Below are 16,409 nucleotides of genomic sequence, written 5' to 3'. Positions count from 1 at the left end.
GTCGTCAAAGAGGCGTCCAAGGTTGCCGACAACAGGTTCCTGCCCCTAGCCGCTTGGCGTGGCTGCGCGGGCTCCGCGCATGGTCGCTCATGGGCAGCGCTCGCCTTCTTGGAGAAGGAAGAATTCCCGACCCATGACCCTGAGGTGGTGCGCCTTCGGGTAACGAACACTCTCATGAAAGTGTGGTGGGTCACCAAGTCGAGCCATGTTCTTTAACCACAGCGGTGGAGCTTTACAAGCAACGCTGTACCAGCCAATTGGATTACTGACTCGGCAGAGCGCCTACGATCACGACTCGGCCTCACGCCGGAATGCTTCCCGTCGGCTCAGGACATGAAGGCGAGAATCTCAGGGACCGCTGCACGCAGGCTCCCGAAGTGACGGTGCACGCCGTCCACCGCGACGGGCGTGTTGACCCCCCACACCGTCATGCCAGCACCCAGCCCGGACTGCACTCCGGAGGGGGCATCCTCGATCACCAGACAGTCCTCCGGCTCGGCACCGAGCCGCTTGGCGGCCAGCAGATACGGCACAGGCGAGGGCTTGCCTTCTTCGACGCAGGAGGCATCCACGATGACATCCGGCACCGGCAAACCGGTCCGGGCGAAGCGTCCCCGCACGCGGTGCTCGTAATTCGACGTCACCAACGCCCACTCCCCGGAAGGCAGAGCGTCCAACAGCTCAGACGCACCATCGAAGGCCGTATACACGCCGGACCGCACATCCTCGTCCTCCAGGTCGTGCAACGCGGCCAGGCACTCCCGCAGGTCACGGTCCGGAACGACCTGCGCAAAGGTCTCCATCGGCCTCGTCCGCAGCGCCACTTGGTAGACCTCAACGGGATCCAGCGCGTAGCGCTCCGCCCACATACGCCAAACCCGGCGCTGGTTGTCCATAGCATCGATCAACGTGCCATCGACATCGAACAGGACGTACTTCTTGGCTCCGGGCTGAGCAGGTTCACCGATCACGCCCCGATCATGCCATCAGGCCCCCCGGGCAGGCGGTTTGCGGGACAGCCCTTAGCTAGTATTTCGCCCGGCGGCGAGTCGAGGCGGCGCTGAGGGACACGCCAGACGAGCGGGCCGCCTAGCGCTCAAACTTCCTCACGTATTCGACAAGGACAGCCGTAGATCGCCGGTGACAGCCGGACAGCATGAGACAGGCCCTGAGCTGCGTTTCCGCAGGTCAGGGCCTGTTTTCTTGCGTGTGGCGGGTGCAGGGTTCGAACCTGCGTAGGCATAAGCCGACAGATTTACAGTCTGCTCCCTTTGGCCGCTCGGGCAACCCGCCAGGGTGGTGCTGGTTCGTGAACCGGCGTGGGAGACGATACAACAGACAGTGCCCCTGACAGCAAATCGGAAAGGTTGTGGCCATGGCTTCGGAGTCCTCCTTCGACATCGTGAACAAGGTGGATCACCAGGAGGTGGACAACGCCGTGAACCAGGCGGCGAAGGAGATCAGCCAGCGGTTCGACTTCAAGAACGTGGATGCCGGGATCAAGTGGTCCGGGGAGTCGGTCGAGATGCAGGCGAACACCGAGGAGCGGGTGAACGCCGTACTGGACGTGTTCAAGGACAAGCTGGTCAAGCGGCAGATCTCGCTCAAGGGGCTGGAGGCGGACGAGCCGAAGCTGTCCGGGAAGATCTACAAGATCGTGGCCACGATCGACGCCGGCATCACGCAGGAGAACGCGAAGAAGATCTCCAAGCTGATCCGCGACGAGGGGCCGAAGGGCGTGAAGGCGCAGATCCAGGGCGACGAGCTGCGGGTGTCCAGCAAGAGCCGCGACGACCTGCAGGCGGTCCAGGCGCTGGTCAAGGGCCAGGACTACGACTTCGCCGTGCAGTTCGTGAACTACCGCTGACCGCGCCGCCCGGTAATCGGCTCGCTCGTGGGGCGGTTGCCGGGCATGCTGGCGGGTGTGGGTGAGACGTTGCTGCGGAAGTGGTTGCTGGCGGACTTCGGGCTGGACGTGGTGGAACTCACACCGGTGGCGTACGGCGCGGACGTCGCGGCGCAGGTGTGGCGGGCGGTGACGGCGACCAATTCGTACGCCGTGAAGTGGAGCGGTGCCGGGACGAACACGGGGCATCAGGTCGCGGCGTTCCTGGCCGACAGCGGGCTGCCCGGCGTACCGGAGCTGATCCGGACCTCCGAGGGCGGTCTGTGGAGTGTGCACGCGAAGAAGCGGTTGACGGTGACGCCGTGGATCGACGGTACGCGGGCCGCGGAGACGGGGCTGACGGACGAGCAGTGGTCGGAGTACGGCGTACTGCTCCGCCGCGTGCACGACGCGGAACCACCGCCGCGGCTGCGGGACGCGCTGCCGAAGCACAGCCACATCGACGCGCGGACGCCCGCGTTGGTCGACGAGGTACGCCGGCGGCTCGAAGCGCCGGACGGGGACGTCGCGGAGGAGCTCGCGGCGGTGTGGAAGCAGTACGACGGGATCATCTCCGACCTGCTCACGAACCGTCCGCCCGCGCCGACCGGGGCGCGCGTCGTGTGCCACGGCGATCCGCACATCGGCAACGTACTCGTCGACAAGCACCTGCACCTGATCGACTGGGACGACGTCATCCACGCGCCCCGCGAACAGGACCTGATGTTCATGCTCGGCGGCATGGGCGACGTCGGCCCGACCACAACCGCCCAGCAGGAAGCCTTCCTCACCGGCTACGGCCCACACACCCTCAACCAGGAAACCGTCCACTACTACCGCCACGTCCGCGCGTACGAAGACGTCATCAACTGGTCCCACCAGGCCCTCACCGGCCCGGACGAGCCGTACGCCCTCCAGGTCACCAAAGGCATTCTCACTACAGGCCTAGCCGCGCTGGCGGTCCAGTAGAACGGCGGATCGACAGTACGTATACGCCCACTACGCCTGATCAGCGGGCAGGCTGAGCGTGAGCCCCGCCAGTCCGACCGGACACCTCCTGTCCGGCGGTCGATTCACGCGTGACGGAGCCAGACATTCGGTTCGATGTAGAGGCCGGTGTCGGCTTCTCGGTTTATGGCGAGGGTGGTCAGGCCGGCGGGGATTGTGTAGGTGCCGGTGGAGGGGAAGGGCATGTTGGTCCAGGATTCCCAGTCGGCTACTGAGCCGGTCATGGTTTGGGAGGCGGGGGCGGGGGCCAGGAGGGTGGCGCCGAGGCGGGTGTGGGTGCGGAGCCAGGGGTCGAGGGGGAGGCCGTCGGGGCGGGTCCAGGTCATGAAGGTTTCGATCGGGGTGAGCGGGTAGCTCGACTTGAGGGTGGGGCGGACGGGGGCGATCACCTGTGGGAGGCCGGCGGACACGGCGTGGTCGCGGACGGCGGTGATGACGCGGCCGGCGTGGCCCTGGCCTTGTTCGTCGGAGCGTACGGCGGCTGCCATCAGGACGAAGGTGTTCGGTACGACGCCCTGTTCGTACGACGTGACCGATCGCGCCAGCGCGTCCGTGAACCCGCCGGGCAGGTCCGCGACCGTGCCGTCCCAGGCGAGCGGCACGCCCCAGCAGCCGGCGATCAGGCGGCCGTCGGACACGAAGTAGAACTCCCACTCGGGGAAGTACGACACCCGCCGGTCGCGGTACTTCGCCACCTCGGCGTCGTGGAAGATGAACTCCGGCCAGTCCTCGGCGAACCGCTGCTCGGCCTCGGCGTCGTACTGCGGGGCCTCGCCGGCCGGGATCAACTCGTACATGCCCGGAACGCTAGACCCCGGGCCCGGCTCCGGCGACCGCATTTCGCACCGCGCGCGGTGCGGCGCCCAGCTCCCGCCGGCAGGTCTTGTTGAAGGCCTGCAGGTCCGGGATGCCGACCGACGCCGCGATCGCCGGGATGGACAGCGTCGACGAGACCAGCAGGTGGCGTGCGCGCATCATCCGCCGGCGGCGCAGGTAGGCGACCACGGTCGACCCAGTCTCCGCGACGAACAACCGGGTCAGGTGGTTGTGCGAGACCCGGGCGATCCGCGCCAGCTCCGGTACGGCGAGCGGCTGCGCGAGGTTCGCCTCGATGTGGGCGATGGCCGCCGCGACCGCCGGATGGCCCGCCTCGACCGGTGCCGGGGTCAGCTCGGCGATCCGCCACAGCGCGGTCCACACCTCGGCCGTCATCCGCGACGACCCGGACGGCGAGGACTCGATCGCGGACCGCAGCAGCCCGGACAGCAGCGGCGCCGCCTCCCCCGCGTCCTGGACGACCGGGACGTACGACGGTTCGCCCGCGGAAACCGGCCGGAAATGCGCGTACAGGTGCTCGGACCGCCCGCGGTAGTCGAACCGCACCTGCGTCCCGGCCGGGGTCAGGGAAACGTAGCCCGGCGCGACGGAAAACGTTTGACCCAGGAGCGTCAGCTCGGCCGAGTAGTTGTACAGGTGCAGCTGCCACAGGTCCGGCAACCGGAAGACGTCGCGCAGAACACGTGTTCCGTGGATTCCGGCGCCGGCGTTCACGACCTCCGGCGGTTGCGCCAGATGCAACTCGATCACAGTGAGAATTTACCACCAGTGGTGATCACAACCCACGCGGGACAACGGCATCCGATCGCAGAATGGAGGAGTAGTGACCACTACCGCGAACAGGGAGTCTCCATGCCCCAACCGCATCGCAAGCACCTGCTCACCTCGGTGCAGATGGCGCACTTCGTCGCCACCGGTGCCCTCCGGATGGACGCCGTCGTACCGGACGACATGAACCAGCAGGCGATCGAGGTCCTGAACAACGGCATTCCGGGGGTTCCGTACGGCACCCCGTTGTCGGAGGCGTTCGTGGACAGCGATTTCGTCCAGCGGCTGGTGCAACTGCCGGAGGTGGCGGGCGCGATCCACAGCCTGGTCGGGCCGGAGCCGACCGTCGACCACCATGCGGTGCACATCCGCCGGGCGCACGAGGGCGAGGCGCAGAACCTGCACGGCGACGCGATCATCGACGTCCGGACCGACGCCTTCGACGTGCAGCTGATGTACTACCCGCAGGACGTCACGCTCGAGATGGGCGGCACGCTCAGCGTCCCGGGCAGCCACCTGCGCCGGACGAACGAGTCCGACACCGGCCGGTACCAGAACCTGCTCGGCCAGACCCGCCTGGTCTGCCCGGCCGGCACCGTGCAGTTCCTGCACCACGGCATCTGGCACGGCGGCCGCAAGAACGACAGCAACGTCGACCGGTACATGTTCAAGATCCGGTTCAACCCGACGGTCCGCCAGGTCCGGCTCTGGAACACCGACGACCTGTACGACGACGCGGTCGCGGCCGAGCTCGAGCAGAACTTCCCGTGGTACGAGAACGCCACCGGCCGGCTCGAACGGTACAACCGGATCCTGATGTGGCGCGCGATCAGCGGCGACGACACGTACGACCCGAACTACTGGGTGACCCGCGTGACGAACCGCCCGCAGCGGGTGGTGGCCGACCGCGTCAACAACCCGCACGCCGCGAACAAGAAGGAGATGGCATGACCGCCACGGCCGAGAACCCGCAGCTGACCGGCCTTCGCCAGCAGGTGCTGGTGCTGTACCTGGCCTCCTCCGCGCTGGACGCACGCGTGGTCGGCTGGTCGACGTACGACGGCACCGGCGAGACCCACCCCACCACGGGTGACTCCGACGAGCCGCCGTACGAGACCGGGCTCGACGCGCTCAAGGACGGCTGGCGGCTGTTCCAGGCGTCACAGCTGAACCCGCCGTACCCGGGTCACGAGTACGACGTGTCCTTCCTCAAGCACGAGTTCTTCTTCGAGAAGCTGGTTTAGACCGGCAGGATGCACACCGGCTTCGGCCAGCTGACAGGCTCACCTTGAGCGGTCAGCCGGCCGTTGCTGATGGCAAAGACCGCGATCTGGTCGGACTGCTCGTTGGCGGCGTACAGCTGCGTACCGTCGTTGCTGAAGGCAAGGTGTCGCGGCCAGTTGCCGCCGGACGAAATGGTCTGCACCAGCTCGACCGACAGTCCGTCGGAAGCCACCGCGAAGACCGCGATCGTGTTGTCGCCGCGGTTCGAGCCGCACAGGAAGCGGCCGTCGGCGGAGATCAGCAGCTCGGCCGGGTAGTTCTCGCCGGGCGAGTCGGCCGGCCGGGTCGACGCGGTCTGCACGGTCTGCAACTTCCCGTCGGCGTAGCTGCAGACCGTGAGCGTCGAGTCGAGCTCGTTGATCACGTACGCCGCACCCGCCGTCGGGTGGAACACCAGGTGCCGCGGGCCCGCGCCCGGGTGGATGTGCAGCCGGTCGACCTCCTGCAGCGACCCTTCCGCGGTGAGCGTCGACGAGTACACCGTGTCCGACCCGAGGTCGACGTCGAACACGAACGCGCCCGCCGGGTCGAACGCGATCTGGTGCGCGTGCGGCCCTTCCTGGCGGTCCGCGTTCGGACCGGACCCTTCGCGCTGCAGGTACTGCGTGGCCTCGCCGAGCGAACCGTCCGCGGCGATCGGGTGGATCGCGACCGATCCCGAGGTGTAGTTCGCCGACAGTAGGTACCGCCCGGACGGGTCGATGTCCAGGTGACACGGGTGCGCGCCGCCGGTCGGCTGCTGGTTGAGCAACTCCAGCCCGCCGTCCGCGCCGATCGCGAACGCCGCGACCTTCCCGTCCTGCTCTTCGTTGGTGGCGTACAGGAACCGCCCGTCCGCGGACCTGACCAGGAACGAAGGGTCGGCGATCGTCGCCGCCGCAGCGATCCCGTTCAGCGGGCCGAACGCGATCCCGTCCCCGCCACCGGTCTGACTGGTGTAGCTCCCGACATAGATCCGCTCAGAAGTCATGACGTACACCCTGCCAGGTCAACCGTCGCGAGGCACTCCTCTGTCCAGACCGTAGAGCGCGCTGCCCCAGCCGAGGTCCGGGTACAGCAGTTGCCAGCCCAACCGCCGGTACAGGCGCGGCGCCGGGCCGTCGTCGACGTCCGTGCCGAGCAACGCCCGCCGATGCGGGAGGTCGCGCAGCAGCTCGGTCATCAGCGCCGCGCCGAGCCCCCGTCGCTGCGCGTCTGGATGGACGGCGAGCTCGACGACCTCGAAGTGCCCGCCGACCCACTCCGCGGCGAGCTCCGGCCCGACCGCCTCCACCACCCGGTCCGGCCACCACTGCCCGCGCTCCCCGGTGAACCCGTACGCGAATCCGACAAGCGGCCCGCTGCCGCCCATGACGCCGGCGACGTCCAGCGACCCGGCGCCCGCGGCCGGGCCCGGGACGCCGGCCGGACGCGGAGTCCTGGCAGTCACGAGCCGGAAGGCGTCGCGGGTCGAGTGCGCCGGGAGCGTCTCGGTGGTGAACCGTTCGGTGTCCTCCTCCGGCCCGAAGGCCGCGGCGAACACCGTCCCGAGCTCGTCGGCGATGGCAAGAGCTGCAGTTCCGTCGAGGACGTCGATCACCTCGCCTAGCCTAAGGCGCATGGACACCGCGGCGTTTCTGCAACGGATCGGGATCGACCGGTACGACGGCCCGCCCCGGCTGGAGGCGCTGACGCAACTGCACGAGGCCTTCGTGGACCAGGTGCCGTACGAGACCGTGCAGTACCAACTGACGCCCGGTGGCGCGTTCGATCCGGAAGAGGTCGCGAAGCGGATCGTCGCGCGCGAGACCGGCGGGTACTGCTTCCAGCTGAACGGCACGTTCGCGTTGCTGCTGGCCGAGCTCGGGTACCGCGTAGAGCTGCATCGCGGCGGCGTGGAGACGGTCAACCGGCCTAGCGTCATCGACGGCAGCCACCTGGTGCTGACGGTGAGCGGGCTGGCCGAGGACCCGGACCGGGTCTGGCTGGTCGACGCCGGCCTCGGTGACGGGCTACGACAGCCCATGCCACTTGAGACGGGTACGGCGACGCAGTACCCGTTCACGCTGCACCTCCGCCCGTCCGAGATCACCGACGGCTGGCGCCTCGACCACGACCCGCGCGCGAACCTGATCGGCATGGACTTCGAGGCGTCGCCGGTCCCGCTCGAGGCGTTCGCCGCGAAACACGCCGAGCTGTCCGCGGACCCGGAGTCGCCGTTCGTACGGCTGGCCTCCGCATTCCGCCGTACGCCGGAATCCGTGGTCGTACTGCGGTCCATCGGCCTGAGCGAGACGTTCTCCGACCGCGTCGACAAGCGGCTGCTGGACGATCGCGCCAACTACTTCGCCGCGCTCGCGGACGTGTTCCACCTGCCGCTTCCGCACTACACCGCCGCGGACCGGGACGCCCTGTGGCGCCGGGTGTGGGCGCAGTACGAGGACTTCCTCGCGCGGACTAACTCTTCGTGAGTTTGACGATGACGGTGTCGCCGGCGGCGTACGTCAGTGTGGCGATGTGGGTCGGGCGGCCGTCGTCGTGCCAGCTGACCGCGGCGATGCCGCCTGCCACGCCCGAGACGCTGCCGCCGCCGCTGCGGCTGGCGTCGGTACCACTCCGGCTCACCGAGATGTATCCCTTCGCGTCGGTGAACTTGAGCGTGCCCTTCGCCACCGTCGCCGTGAACTTGTCGCCGTTGAGGGTGATGACGGCTTGCTTCCGGATCAGCACCTCACAGGTGCCGTCGGCGCACGCCCGGTAGTTCTCCCCGTCCTTGGCCGCAGGCACTGCAGGACTGCTAGGCGTGTTGGAAACAACGGAGGACGGCGCAACAGACGGCGCGGCGATTGACGGCGACTGTGGCGGCGACACCGTCTTGCCACCACCGCATGCGGTCAGCGTGAACAGCAGAACCACCGCGGCGACGCCTCGCGCTCTCATCCACGACAGGCTACCGAACCTGTCAGGTCACCAGCGCGAACATGATGCTCGGCAGCACCGACAGCACCGCTGTCAGCGCGGCGCACAGCGAGATCATCGCGACGGCCGGGGTCTCGATGTCGACCGAGAACGGGTCGTCGGCGGGCAGCCGGAAGAGCTCCGCGATCCACCGCAGGTACACGGCCAGCCCGATCATCACGTTGATCGCCATCACGATCGCCAGCCACCCGAGGTGCGCGTCGATCACCGCCTGGAACGCGGCGAACTTCGTGAACAGCCCCGCGAAACCCGGCGGCAACCCGGCGAGCACCACCAGAAAGAAGATCAGCGCCGCCGCCAGCCCCGGCTCCGAGCGAACCATCCCGCGATAGTCGGTCAGCAGACCGCCCGCGCGATGCCGCTGCACGACCGCGACGGCTCCGAACGCGCCGAGCGTCACCACGACGTACGCCGCCAGGTACCCCACGACGGCCCGCGCGTCCCCGACCGCCAGCGGTGCGAGCAGGAAGCCGACCTGCCCGATCGACGACCAGGCGAGCAACCGGACCGCCTCGACCTGGCGCAGTGCCGCGAGGTTCCCGACGGTCATCGTGACCGCCGCCAGGATCGCCACCACGGTACGAAGCTCCGAGCCGGCCGGCGCGATCCCGGACGTCACGACCACCAGCAGCCCGGCGACGCCGGCCGACTTCGACACCACGGCGAGGAACGTCGTGACCTCGACCGGCGCGCCGACGTACGTGTCCGGAAGCCAGGCGTGGAAGGGGACCGCCGCGATCTTGAACGCGAACCCGACGATCACGAACAGCCCGGCCGCGAACCCCACGCGGGCGAGGTTCGGGTCCAGGTCGCTCAGCCGGTTCGCGATCGTGGTCAGGTACAGCGAACCGGTGACGCCGTACAGGTAGGAGACGCCGAACAGCATCACCGCAGTCGACAGCACCGAGACCAGGAACGCCTTCAGCGCACCCTCGGACCCGCGCCGGTCACGCCGCAGCCCGACCATCGCGAACGTCGGCAACGACACCACCTCGAGCGCGATCACCAGCGTCGCGAGGTCCCGGGCGCCCGCCAGCACCGTCGCGCCGGTCAGCGCGCTGAGCAGCAAGAAGTGGTACTCCCCGATCGGCACGTCCCTGGAGAGCAGCCGGTACGCCGACAGCCCGACGACACCGAGTCCGCCGATCAGCAGCACCGCCCACAACCCGGCCGTCAACGGCTCGAACACCAGGCTGCACTCCGCCGGCCCCTCGACCGCCGACCGGCAGAACGCGGGTTTGACATCGGTCCGCTGCGCCCACACGAACACCAGCCCGAACAGGATCACACCGCTGGTCAGCAACGTCACGACGGTGTGCCGCAACTCGGCCGGCGCACTCTTCCAGAAGCTGTCCACCAGGAGTACGGCGATCGCGCCGATCGCGAGCACCAGCGGCACCGCGACGGCCTGCCAGTCGGTCCACGTGAGTGTCATAGGGTCATCCACTCGTTGAGCAGCGTGAACGGCCACAGGCCGAGGACCACGGTGAGTACGGCGAGTGGCGCGAACGTGGCGAACTCGATCCGGCTGAGGTCGACGGCGAACGCGGTGGACGGGTACTCCGCCGGATCGCCCTGGCACAGGTTCCGGATCAGCCGGAGGAAGTACGCGGCCGTCAGGACGGCGCCCAGCCCGGCGATCACCATCAGCAGCACGAACGTTGCCCGCGGCAACGCATCGGCCGGGTGGTACGCCCCGAGCAGGATCAGCATCTCGCCCCAGAACCCGGCCAGCCCGGGCAGCCCGAGCGACGCGAGGCACGCGTACGTGAGCAGGCCGCCGATCCGCGGCAGCCGGGCGTACAGCGCGCGGCCGATCGCCCGCAGGTCGCTGGTGTCGTGCCGGTCCTTGATCGCGCCGGCCAGGAAGAACAGCAGGCCGGTGATGATGCCGTGCGCGATGTTCGCGTACAGCGCGCCGTTCAGCCCTTCCGGCGACAGCGTCGCGATACCGAGCCCGATGAAGCCCATGTGCCCGACGCTGGAGTACGCGATCAGCCGCTTCACGTCGGTCTGCGCCAGGCAGGCCAGCGATCCGGCGACGATCGCGACCACCGAGAAGCCGGCCAGGTACGGCGCGATGGTGGTCGTCGCCGCGGGCAGGATCGGCAGCAGGATCCGGATCATGCCGTAGCTGCCGAGCTTCAGCAGGACCCCGGCCAGCAGGACCGAGCCGACGGTCGGCGCCTTCGCGTGCGCGTCCGGCAACCAGATGTGCAGCGGCCAGAGCGGCATCTTCACCGCGAGCCCGAGCGCAATCAGCACCGCGGCGGCGAGCGCGATCCCGTGCCCGCCGCGCAGCGGGTGCTCGCCGAGGAACGCCACGTCGAACGTCCCGGCCTGCCGGTGGATCAGCAGGAACCCGAGCAGCATCAGCGCGGAGCCGAGCACGGTCATCAGGATGAACGTGTTCGCCGCCCGGCGGCGCCCGGCCCGGTCGTGGTGGTCGCCCCAGATGTCGATCACCAGCCACATCGGGATCAGCACGATCTCGAAGAACACGAAGAACAGCACCAGGTCGGCGGCCGCGAAGGTGCCGATCACGCCGGTCTCGATCACCAGCAGCAGCGCGATCAGCGAGCGCATCCGGCCGATCCGGGGCGTGATCTTGATCGAGTACAGGCCGCACAGGAAGACCAGCAGCGCGGTGAGCGTGATGAGCGGCATCGAGATGCCGTCGACCGCCAGGTGGAACCTCACGTCGAGCTGCGGGATCCAGGACACGTCGGTCTGTGCGTACGGCAACAACTTGCCCGGCAGGTTTCTCGAAGCAGGGGTGTCAACGAATTCGTAGGTACACGGGCAGTGCGGACGGCGCATGTCCCACCACAGGACCACCGAACCGACCAGCACGAGCCCCGACACGACCGACCCGGCGATCGCCGCGACCCGCTCCCCCAGCACCGCGGGCAGCCCCCACAACACCCCGGCCGTCACCGCCGGAACCGCCAGCAAGGCGATCAGCAACCACTGGCTCACGACCCGATCACCCCCGCCAGGATCGCGAGCGCGACCACCCCGACCACGGCCGCGGTCAGGTACGTCTGCACGTTTCCGGTCTGCAGCTTCCGGAAGCCGGCCGACGCCAGTACGCCGGCCCGCCCGGTCGCCCGGACGTACGCCCCGATCACGTCCCGGTCCCCATCGACCGTCAACCGGGCCAGCCATCGCACGGGAACGACGAACAACCGCTGGTACGCCGGATCCACGCCGTACTCACGCTCCAGCAGCACCGGGCGCGGGTCCGCCCCGCGACGCCACAGCGAGTACGCCGGGAGCGCGCCGAGCACCGCGAGCACGGTCGTGATCGCCGCGATCGGCCAGTTCAGGTGCACGCCGTCCGCGTACCCGAGCCCGATCGCCCCGACCGTGAGCAGCACCATCGGCGCCAGCATCAGCCACGAGCCCTCGCGGAGCTTGCGCACGTCCGGCTCGTCAAGATCCGCCATCGCGTCGTCGTCCTCGAACGCACCGACCGCGCCGACGACGGCCGGCGTACGGAAGAAGACCCACAACCACAGGCGCAGGCAGTAGAACGCGGTCATCATCGCGGTCAGGCACACCGAAACCAGCACGATCCAGCCGACCACCGAACCGTCCCGCGCCGTCCTCCAGGCCGCTTCGACCACGGAGTCCTTGGAGAAGAACCCGGCCAGCCCCGGTACGCCGGCCAGCGCGGCGAGGCCGATCGTCATCGTCACGAACGTCACGGGCAGCCGCTTCCGCAGCGCGCCACGCCGGGAGTACCGACGGAGTACGACGAACGCGGCGCTGCCCACCTGATGCAGCAGAACGCCCGCGCAGAGGAACAGCAAGCCCTTGAACGCCGCGTGCGTCAACAGGTGGAAGAGCGCCGCGTGCCGTCCGTCGCCGGTGCCGAGCGCGAGCCCGGAGAACATGATCGCGAGCTGGCTCACCGTCGACCAGGCGAGCACCCGCTTCACCTCGACGGCCGCCATCGCGCAGGACGCCGCGAACAGCATCGTCACGCAGGCGACCACCGCCAGCACGGTCAGCGTCGTCTCGGCGCGCACGAACAGGTCGAACAGCCGGGCGATCAGGAAGACGCCCGCGGCAACCATCGTGGCCGCGTGGATCAGCGCGCTGACCGGGCTCGGACCGGGCATCGCGTCCGGGAGCCAGGTCTGCAGCGGCACCTGCGCCGACTTCCCGACCACGCCGACGAGCAGCAGCAGCGTGCCGATCGTCAGCGTGTGCGGCTCGATCGGGCCGCTGCCGAGCTCGGAGATCCGGAACGTGTGGTACCCGACGCCGAGCACGAAGATCCCGAACAGGAAGCCGACATCGGCGAACCTGGTCACCAGGAACGCCTTCATCGCACCGGCGCGGGCGTCGCGACGCTCCCAGTAGTGGCCGATCAGCAGGTACGAGCAGGCGCCCATCACCTCCCAGCCGATCAGCAGCAGGAACAGGTTGTCCGACACCACCACGGTCACCATCGCCGCGGTGAACAGCGTGACGAGCGCGGTGTACGACGCGACGCGCTCGCGGACGTACCCGATCGAGTAGACCTGCACGCACGCCGACACCACACCGACCACGGCGAGCATGAGGACGGTCAGGCCGTCGGTACGGAACTCGTACGAGAACCGGAAGTCCTGGCCGATCATCGCGCCGCCGGCCGTGGTGTGCTGCGGCGTCACGCCGTACAGCAACGCCGCGGACAGTACGACGAGGAGCGAGAAACCGACACCGACGACCCGCCAGGCCGTGCCGATCACGAGGCCTCCTCGTGCTCGACCAGGTCCCGGGCCGCGTCGGCGTCGACGTGACCGTGCCCGCGGAACAGCAGCAGCACGATCGCCAGCCCCAGCCCGATCTCGGCCGCCGCCAGCGTGATCACGAACACCGCGAGCGTCTGGCCGGTCGCCTCGGTCACCCGCCAGGCGTCGAACGCGACCAGGTTCAGGTTCACCGCGTTCAGCATCAGCTCGAACGACATCAGCAGCGTGATCGCGTTCCGCCGGGCGAGCACGCCGTACACGCCGACGCAGAACAGCACCACTGCCAGCAGCAGTGGGAGGACCAACGGCATGTCAGTCCTCCTTCTTCCGCTGCGACAGGGCGATCGCGCCGATCAGCGCGGCGAGCAACAGGACGGACAGCACCTCGAACGGCAGCACCCACTGCTTGAACACCTGCGTCCCGACCGCGGTCGGCGAGCCGTCCGGCACCGGCTTGACCTTCTCGTTGCCGAAGGCAAGTACTACGCCGGTGCCGAGGAGCACCGCGAGGACGCCGGCCACCACGGCCGCGAACGGGCTGCGGCCGGTGGTCAGCCCGGGCAGCGGGTTCGTCGGCGCCTTGGTGAGCATCAGCGCGAACAGCACCAGTACGACGATCGCGCCGACGTACACCAGGATCTGCACCAGCGCCACGAACTCGGCCTGCAGCGCGCCGAAGCAGCCGGCCACCGCGCCGAGCGCGAGCACCAGCCAGAGCGCGGCGTGCACGATCCGGCGGGAGGTCACCACCAGGACGGCCGCAACGACCGCCACCACGCCGGCGACGGAGAACAGCACCGTTGTCACGCCTCGTCCTCCGGAGGGGTCACCGTCGGGCCGGGGTCGATGGGCTGCGGCGCCGGGACGGTCCACATCCAGTCGCGGAGCCGCGCCTTCTCGTGCGTGAGGTTGCGGATGTCGGTCTCGGCGTACTCGAACTCCGGCGACCAGAACAGCGCGTCGAACGGGCAGGCCTCGATGCAGATCCCGCAGTACATGCAGAGGCTGAAGTCGATCGCGAACCGGTCCAGCACGTTCCGGCTGCGCTCCCGCGCCTGCTCACCGACCGACGGCGCGGTCTCGGTGTGCGAGTCGATGTAGATGCACCAGCTCGGGCACTCGCGGGCGCACAGCATGCAGGAGGTGCAGTTCTCCTCCAGCAGCGCGATCACCCCGCGACTGCGCGGCGGCAACTCCGGCTGGACATCCGGATACTGCTCGGTGACGGACCGCCGGGCCAGCGTCCGCGCAGTGACCTTCAGCCCCTCGACCAGCCCTTTACCAGGCAGCCCCACACTCCACCTCCCGTCGGTTAACGCCGACACTAGCGTCCCACGTCCCGATCCGCCGCCCGTACCAGGAACGCGCGTTCGGCCTGGTTGGTGCTGTGGGTGAGCGCGGTCTCGTACGCCGTCCGTGCTTCCGCGTGGCGGCCCAACCGGGTCAGGAGGTCGGCGCGGATCGCGTGGAAGAGGTAGTAGGTGTCGAGGGACAGGCCGTCGACGAGCGCGAGAGCGGCGGCGGGGCCTTCCACTTCGGCGACGACGACGGCCCGGTTGAGGGCCACCACCGGGGTCGGGTCGAGGGTCAGGAGGTGGTTGTAGAGCTGGAGGATCTGGGGCCAGTCGGTTTCCGCGGTTGTCGAGGCGTCGGCGTGGACGGCGTTGATCGCCGCCTGCAACTGGTACGGGCCGGGCTGGTTGCGGCGCAGGCATCGGCGTACCAACTCATGGCCTTCGGTGATCAGTGCGCGGTCCCACAGGGCGCGGTCCTGGTCGCGGAGCCGGATCAGCGAACCATCGGGCGCGACCCGCGCCGGGCGGCGGGACTGCTGGAGCAGCATCAGCGCGAGCAGCCCGACCGCTTCGGGCTCGTCCGGCATCAGGTCGACGAGCAGCCGGCCGAGCCGGATCGCCTCGAGCGCGAGCTCGTCGCGGACCAGGGTCTCACCGGACGACGCGGCGTACCCCTCGTTGAAGATCAGGTACACGACCGCCAGTACGCCGCGGACGCGCTCGGGCAGGTCGGCCTCGTACGGCACCCGGTACGGGATGCCCGCGACCTTGATCTTCGCCTTCGCGCGGACCAGCCGCTGCGCCATCGTCGACTCCGGTACCAGGAACGCGCGGGCGATCTCCGACGTACTGAGCCCACCGAGCATCCGCAGCGTGAGCGCGACCCGGACGTTCAGCGCGAGGGCCGGGTGGCAGCAGGTGAAGATCAGCCGCAGGCGGTCGTCGTGCACGGCACCCTCCTCCACCGGCTCGGCCTCGGCGTGCAGCAGCGCCGCCTGGGCGTGTTTGCCCGCCCGCGCGGACTCCCGGCGCAGGCGGTCGATCGCACGGTTCCGCGCGGTCGTGATGATCCAGCCGGCCGGGCTCGGCGGTACGCCGCTCACCGGCCACTTCTCCAGCGCCGCCGCGAACGCGTCCTGGACGGCGTCCTCGGCGATCTCGAGGTCGCCGAACACCCGGGTCAGCACGGCCACCGCACGCCCGTGCTCTTCCCGGAAGATCGCTTCCAGGTCGGAGGTCACGACTGCGAGGGCCGGACCTCTACCGGCAGGCCGAGCACCTTGGCAAGGCGTCGTCCCCAGTGCAGTGCGGCGTCGAGGTCCTCGACCCGGATCACGATGAAGCCGCCCAGGTGTTCCTTGCCCTCGGTGAACGGTCCGTCGGTCACGAGGACGTCGTCGCCCTTCGCCCGCAGCACGGTGGCGGTCTCGGGCGGGTGCATGCCGGCGTCGAACACCCAGACCCCGGCTTTCCTGAGGTCCGCGTTCAGGGCTTCGAGGTCGCGCATGATCGGGTCGAGGATCTCGGGTGCGGGCGGCGGGCCGTCGGGCTGGTAGATGCTGAGCACGTACTGGTTCATGTCTCCTCCTTCTCGTCACCTACACGAACGGCCTCACCCTGGATCGACAG

At 69.0% G+C, this 16,409-nt stretch carries 19 protein-coding genes, 1 tRNA gene and 1 pseudogene; 6 read left to right on the top strand and 15 right to left on the bottom strand.

The genetic code is table 11. The annotated features are described in order from the left end of the window. Positions 1 to 216, top strand: a 216-nt coding sequence (locus VFF46_RS24880; RefSeq protein WP_325039620.1) for a hypothetical protein, incomplete at its 5' end; no start/stop codon positions are given. A 110-nt stretch (positions 217 to 326) separates the two neighbouring features. On the opposite strand, the gene VFF46_RS24875 is transcribed toward VFF46_RS24880, so the two are convergent. Next, positions 327 to 971 carry an HAD-IA family hydrolase gene (locus VFF46_RS24875; protein WP_325039619.1) on the bottom strand — a complete coding sequence of 215 codons (645 nt, stop codon included), beginning with the start codon at positions 969 to 971 and terminating at the stop codon, positions 327 to 329. A 239-nt stretch (positions 972 to 1,210) separates the two neighbouring features. Next, positions 1,211 to 1,293: transfer RNA gene (locus VFF46_RS24870), tRNA-Tyr, on the bottom strand. Between the two features lie 82 nt (positions 1,294 to 1,375). Here VFF46_RS24870 and VFF46_RS24865 point away from each other — a divergent pair. Beyond that, positions 1,376 to 1,867, top strand: coding sequence for a YajQ family cyclic di-GMP-binding protein (locus tag VFF46_RS24865; RefSeq protein ID WP_325039618.1), 492 nt, complete (start codon positions 1,376 to 1,378; stop codon positions 1,865 to 1,867). 57 nt (positions 1,868 to 1,924) lie between these two features. Continuing rightward, positions 1,925 to 2,854: a phosphotransferase enzyme family protein gene (locus VFF46_RS24860; RefSeq protein WP_325039617.1), complete on the top strand. Its 930-nt coding sequence runs from the start codon at positions 1,925 to 1,927 to the stop codon at positions 2,852 to 2,854. Positions 2,855 to 2,958: 104 nt separating this feature from the next. Here VFF46_RS24860 and VFF46_RS24855 read toward each other — a convergent pair whose 3' ends face one another. Together VFF46_RS24855 and VFF46_RS24850 are read right to left on the bottom strand one after the other, a co-directional pair. Beyond that, on the bottom strand, positions 2,959 to 3,690 hold the full coding sequence (locus tag VFF46_RS24855) for a hypothetical protein (RefSeq protein ID WP_325039616.1): 732 nt from the start codon (positions 3,688 to 3,690) through the stop codon (positions 2,959 to 2,961). Between the two features lie 10 nt (positions 3,691 to 3,700). Next, positions 3,701 to 4,480, bottom strand: coding sequence for an AraC family transcriptional regulator (locus VFF46_RS24850; protein WP_325039615.1), 780 nt, complete (start codon positions 4,478 to 4,480; stop codon positions 3,701 to 3,703). A 102-nt stretch (positions 4,481 to 4,582) separates the two neighbouring features. Here VFF46_RS24850 and VFF46_RS24845 point away from each other — a divergent pair, with 102 nt between their 5' ends. Then, entirely contained in the window at positions 4,583 to 5,449 is an 867-nt protein-coding gene (locus VFF46_RS24845; protein WP_325039614.1) for a phytanoyl-CoA dioxygenase family protein, read from the top strand. Next, a complete protein-coding gene (locus VFF46_RS24840; protein WP_325039613.1) occupies positions 5,446 to 5,742 on the top strand; it encodes a hypothetical protein in 297 nt (98 codons plus the stop codon). Before VFF46_RS24845 ends, VFF46_RS24840 begins: the two co-directional genes overlap by 4 nt. Here VFF46_RS24840 and VFF46_RS24835 read toward each other — a convergent pair. Both VFF46_RS24835 and VFF46_RS24830 read right to left on the bottom strand, forming a co-directional pair. Further along, entirely contained in the window at positions 5,739 to 6,752 is a 1,014-nt protein-coding gene (locus VFF46_RS24835) for a lactonase family protein (protein ID WP_325039612.1), read from the bottom strand. The genes VFF46_RS24840 and VFF46_RS24835 overlap by 4 nt on opposite strands. 18 nt (positions 6,753 to 6,770) lie before the next feature. Next, positions 6,771 to 7,361 (bottom strand): N-acetyltransferase, encoded by a 591-nt coding sequence (locus VFF46_RS24830; protein ID WP_325039611.1) that lies wholly within the window; start codon positions 7,359 to 7,361, stop codon positions 6,771 to 6,773. Between the two features lie 19 nt (positions 7,362 to 7,380). Here VFF46_RS24830 and VFF46_RS24825 point away from each other — a divergent pair, with 19 nt between their 5' ends. Then, the gene (locus tag VFF46_RS24825; RefSeq protein ID WP_325039610.1) at positions 7,381 to 8,232 is read left to right on the top strand and encodes an arylamine N-acetyltransferase family protein; all 852 of its coding nucleotides are present in this window, start codon (positions 7,381 to 7,383) and stop codon (positions 8,230 to 8,232) included. Here the strand turns inward: VFF46_RS24825 and VFF46_RS24820 are convergent. From VFF46_RS24820 to VFF46_RS24780, 9 genes and pseudogenes are all read right to left on the bottom strand, one after another. Continuing rightward, entirely contained in the window at positions 8,219 to 8,701 is a 483-nt protein-coding gene (locus VFF46_RS24820; protein WP_325039609.1) for a hypothetical protein, read from the bottom strand. The genes VFF46_RS24825 and VFF46_RS24820 overlap by 14 nt on opposite strands. Positions 8,702 to 8,723: 22 nt before the next feature. Beyond that, positions 8,724 to 10,175 carry an NADH-quinone oxidoreductase subunit N gene (locus tag VFF46_RS24815; protein WP_325039608.1) on the bottom strand — a complete coding sequence of 484 codons (1,452 nt, stop codon included), beginning with the start codon at positions 10,173 to 10,175 and terminating at the stop codon, positions 8,724 to 8,726. Next, positions 10,172 to 11,719 (bottom strand): NADH-quinone oxidoreductase subunit M, encoded by a 1,548-nt coding sequence (locus tag VFF46_RS24810; protein ID WP_325039607.1) that lies wholly within the window; start codon positions 11,717 to 11,719, stop codon positions 10,172 to 10,174. The genes VFF46_RS24815 and VFF46_RS24810 overlap by 4 nt, the downstream gene beginning before the upstream one ends. Next, positions 11,716 to 13,482 (bottom strand): NADH-quinone oxidoreductase subunit L, encoded by a 1,767-nt coding sequence (locus tag VFF46_RS24805; RefSeq protein ID WP_325039606.1) that lies wholly within the window; start codon positions 13,480 to 13,482, stop codon positions 11,716 to 11,718. Before VFF46_RS24805 ends, VFF46_RS24810 begins: the two co-directional genes overlap by 4 nt. Next, the gene (nuoK, locus tag VFF46_RS24800) at positions 13,479 to 13,796 is read right to left on the bottom strand and encodes an NADH-quinone oxidoreductase subunit NuoK (RefSeq protein ID WP_325039605.1); all 318 of its coding nucleotides are present in this window, start codon (positions 13,794 to 13,796) and stop codon (positions 13,479 to 13,481) included. The genes VFF46_RS24805 and nuoK overlap by 4 nt, the downstream gene beginning before the upstream one ends. A 1-nt stretch (position 13,797) precedes the next feature. Further along, entirely contained in the window at positions 13,798 to 14,292 is a 495-nt protein-coding gene (locus VFF46_RS24795) for an NADH-quinone oxidoreductase subunit J (protein WP_325039604.1), read from the bottom strand. Between the two features lie 137 nt (positions 14,293 to 14,429). After that, a pseudogene (locus tag VFF46_RS24790) lies at positions 14,430 to 14,657 on the bottom strand (4Fe-4S binding protein); the annotation flags it as partial. A gap of 152 nt (positions 14,658 to 14,809) precedes the next feature. Continuing rightward, positions 14,810 to 16,021 carry an RNA polymerase sigma factor gene (locus VFF46_RS24785; RefSeq protein ID WP_325039603.1) on the bottom strand — a complete coding sequence of 404 codons (1,212 nt, stop codon included), beginning with the start codon at positions 16,019 to 16,021 and terminating at the stop codon, positions 14,810 to 14,812. Continuing rightward, positions 16,018 to 16,359 (bottom strand): YciI family protein, encoded by a 342-nt coding sequence (locus tag VFF46_RS24780; protein ID WP_325039601.1) that lies wholly within the window; start codon positions 16,357 to 16,359, stop codon positions 16,018 to 16,020. The genes VFF46_RS24785 and VFF46_RS24780 overlap by 4 nt, the downstream gene beginning before the upstream one ends. Positions 16,360 to 16,409: the final 50 nt, after the last annotated feature.

The sequence above is a fragment of the Kribbella sp. genome (assembly GCF_035655035.1).
Lineage (GTDB): Bacteria > Actinomycetota > Actinomycetes > Propionibacteriales > Kribbellaceae > Kribbella.
This window is presented reverse-complemented; position numbering and strand designations above follow the sequence as displayed.

Excerpts from the sequence above, each read along its gene's own strand:
- VFF46_RS24865 (WP_325039618.1), top strand. The coding sequence starts at position 1,376 with ATGGCTTCGGAGTCCTCCTTCGACATCGTGAACAAGGTGGATCACCAG.
- VFF46_RS24855 (WP_325039616.1), bottom strand. The coding sequence starts at position 3,690 with ATGTACGAGTTGATCCCGGCCGGCGAGGCCCCGCAGTACGACGCCGAG.
- VFF46_RS24845 (WP_325039614.1), top strand. The coding sequence starts at position 4,583 with ATGCCCCAACCGCATCGCAAGCACCTGCTCACCTCGGTGCAGATGGCG.
- VFF46_RS24840 (WP_325039613.1), top strand. The coding sequence starts at position 5,446 with ATGACCGCCACGGCCGAGAACCCGCAGCTGACCGGCCTTCGCCAGCAG.
- VFF46_RS24835 (WP_325039612.1), bottom strand. The coding sequence starts at position 6,752 with ATGACTTCTGAGCGGATCTATGTCGGGAGCTACACCAGTCAGACCGGT.
- VFF46_RS24825 (WP_325039610.1), top strand. The coding sequence starts at position 7,381 with ATGGACACCGCGGCGTTTCTGCAACGGATCGGGATCGACCGGTACGAC.
- VFF46_RS24820 (WP_325039609.1), bottom strand. The coding sequence starts at position 8,701 with ATGAGAGCGCGAGGCGTCGCCGCGGTGGTTCTGCTGTTCACGCTGACC.
- VFF46_RS24815 (WP_325039608.1), bottom strand. The coding sequence starts at position 10,175 with ATGACACTCACGTGGACCGACTGGCAGGCCGTCGCGGTGCCGCTGGTG.
- nuoK (WP_325039605.1), bottom strand. The coding sequence starts at position 13,796 with ATGCCGTTGGTCCTCCCACTGCTGCTGGCAGTGGTGCTGTTCTGCGTC.
- VFF46_RS24780 (WP_325039601.1), bottom strand. The coding sequence starts at position 16,359 with ATGAACCAGTACGTGCTCAGCATCTACCAGCCCGACGGCCCGCCGCCC.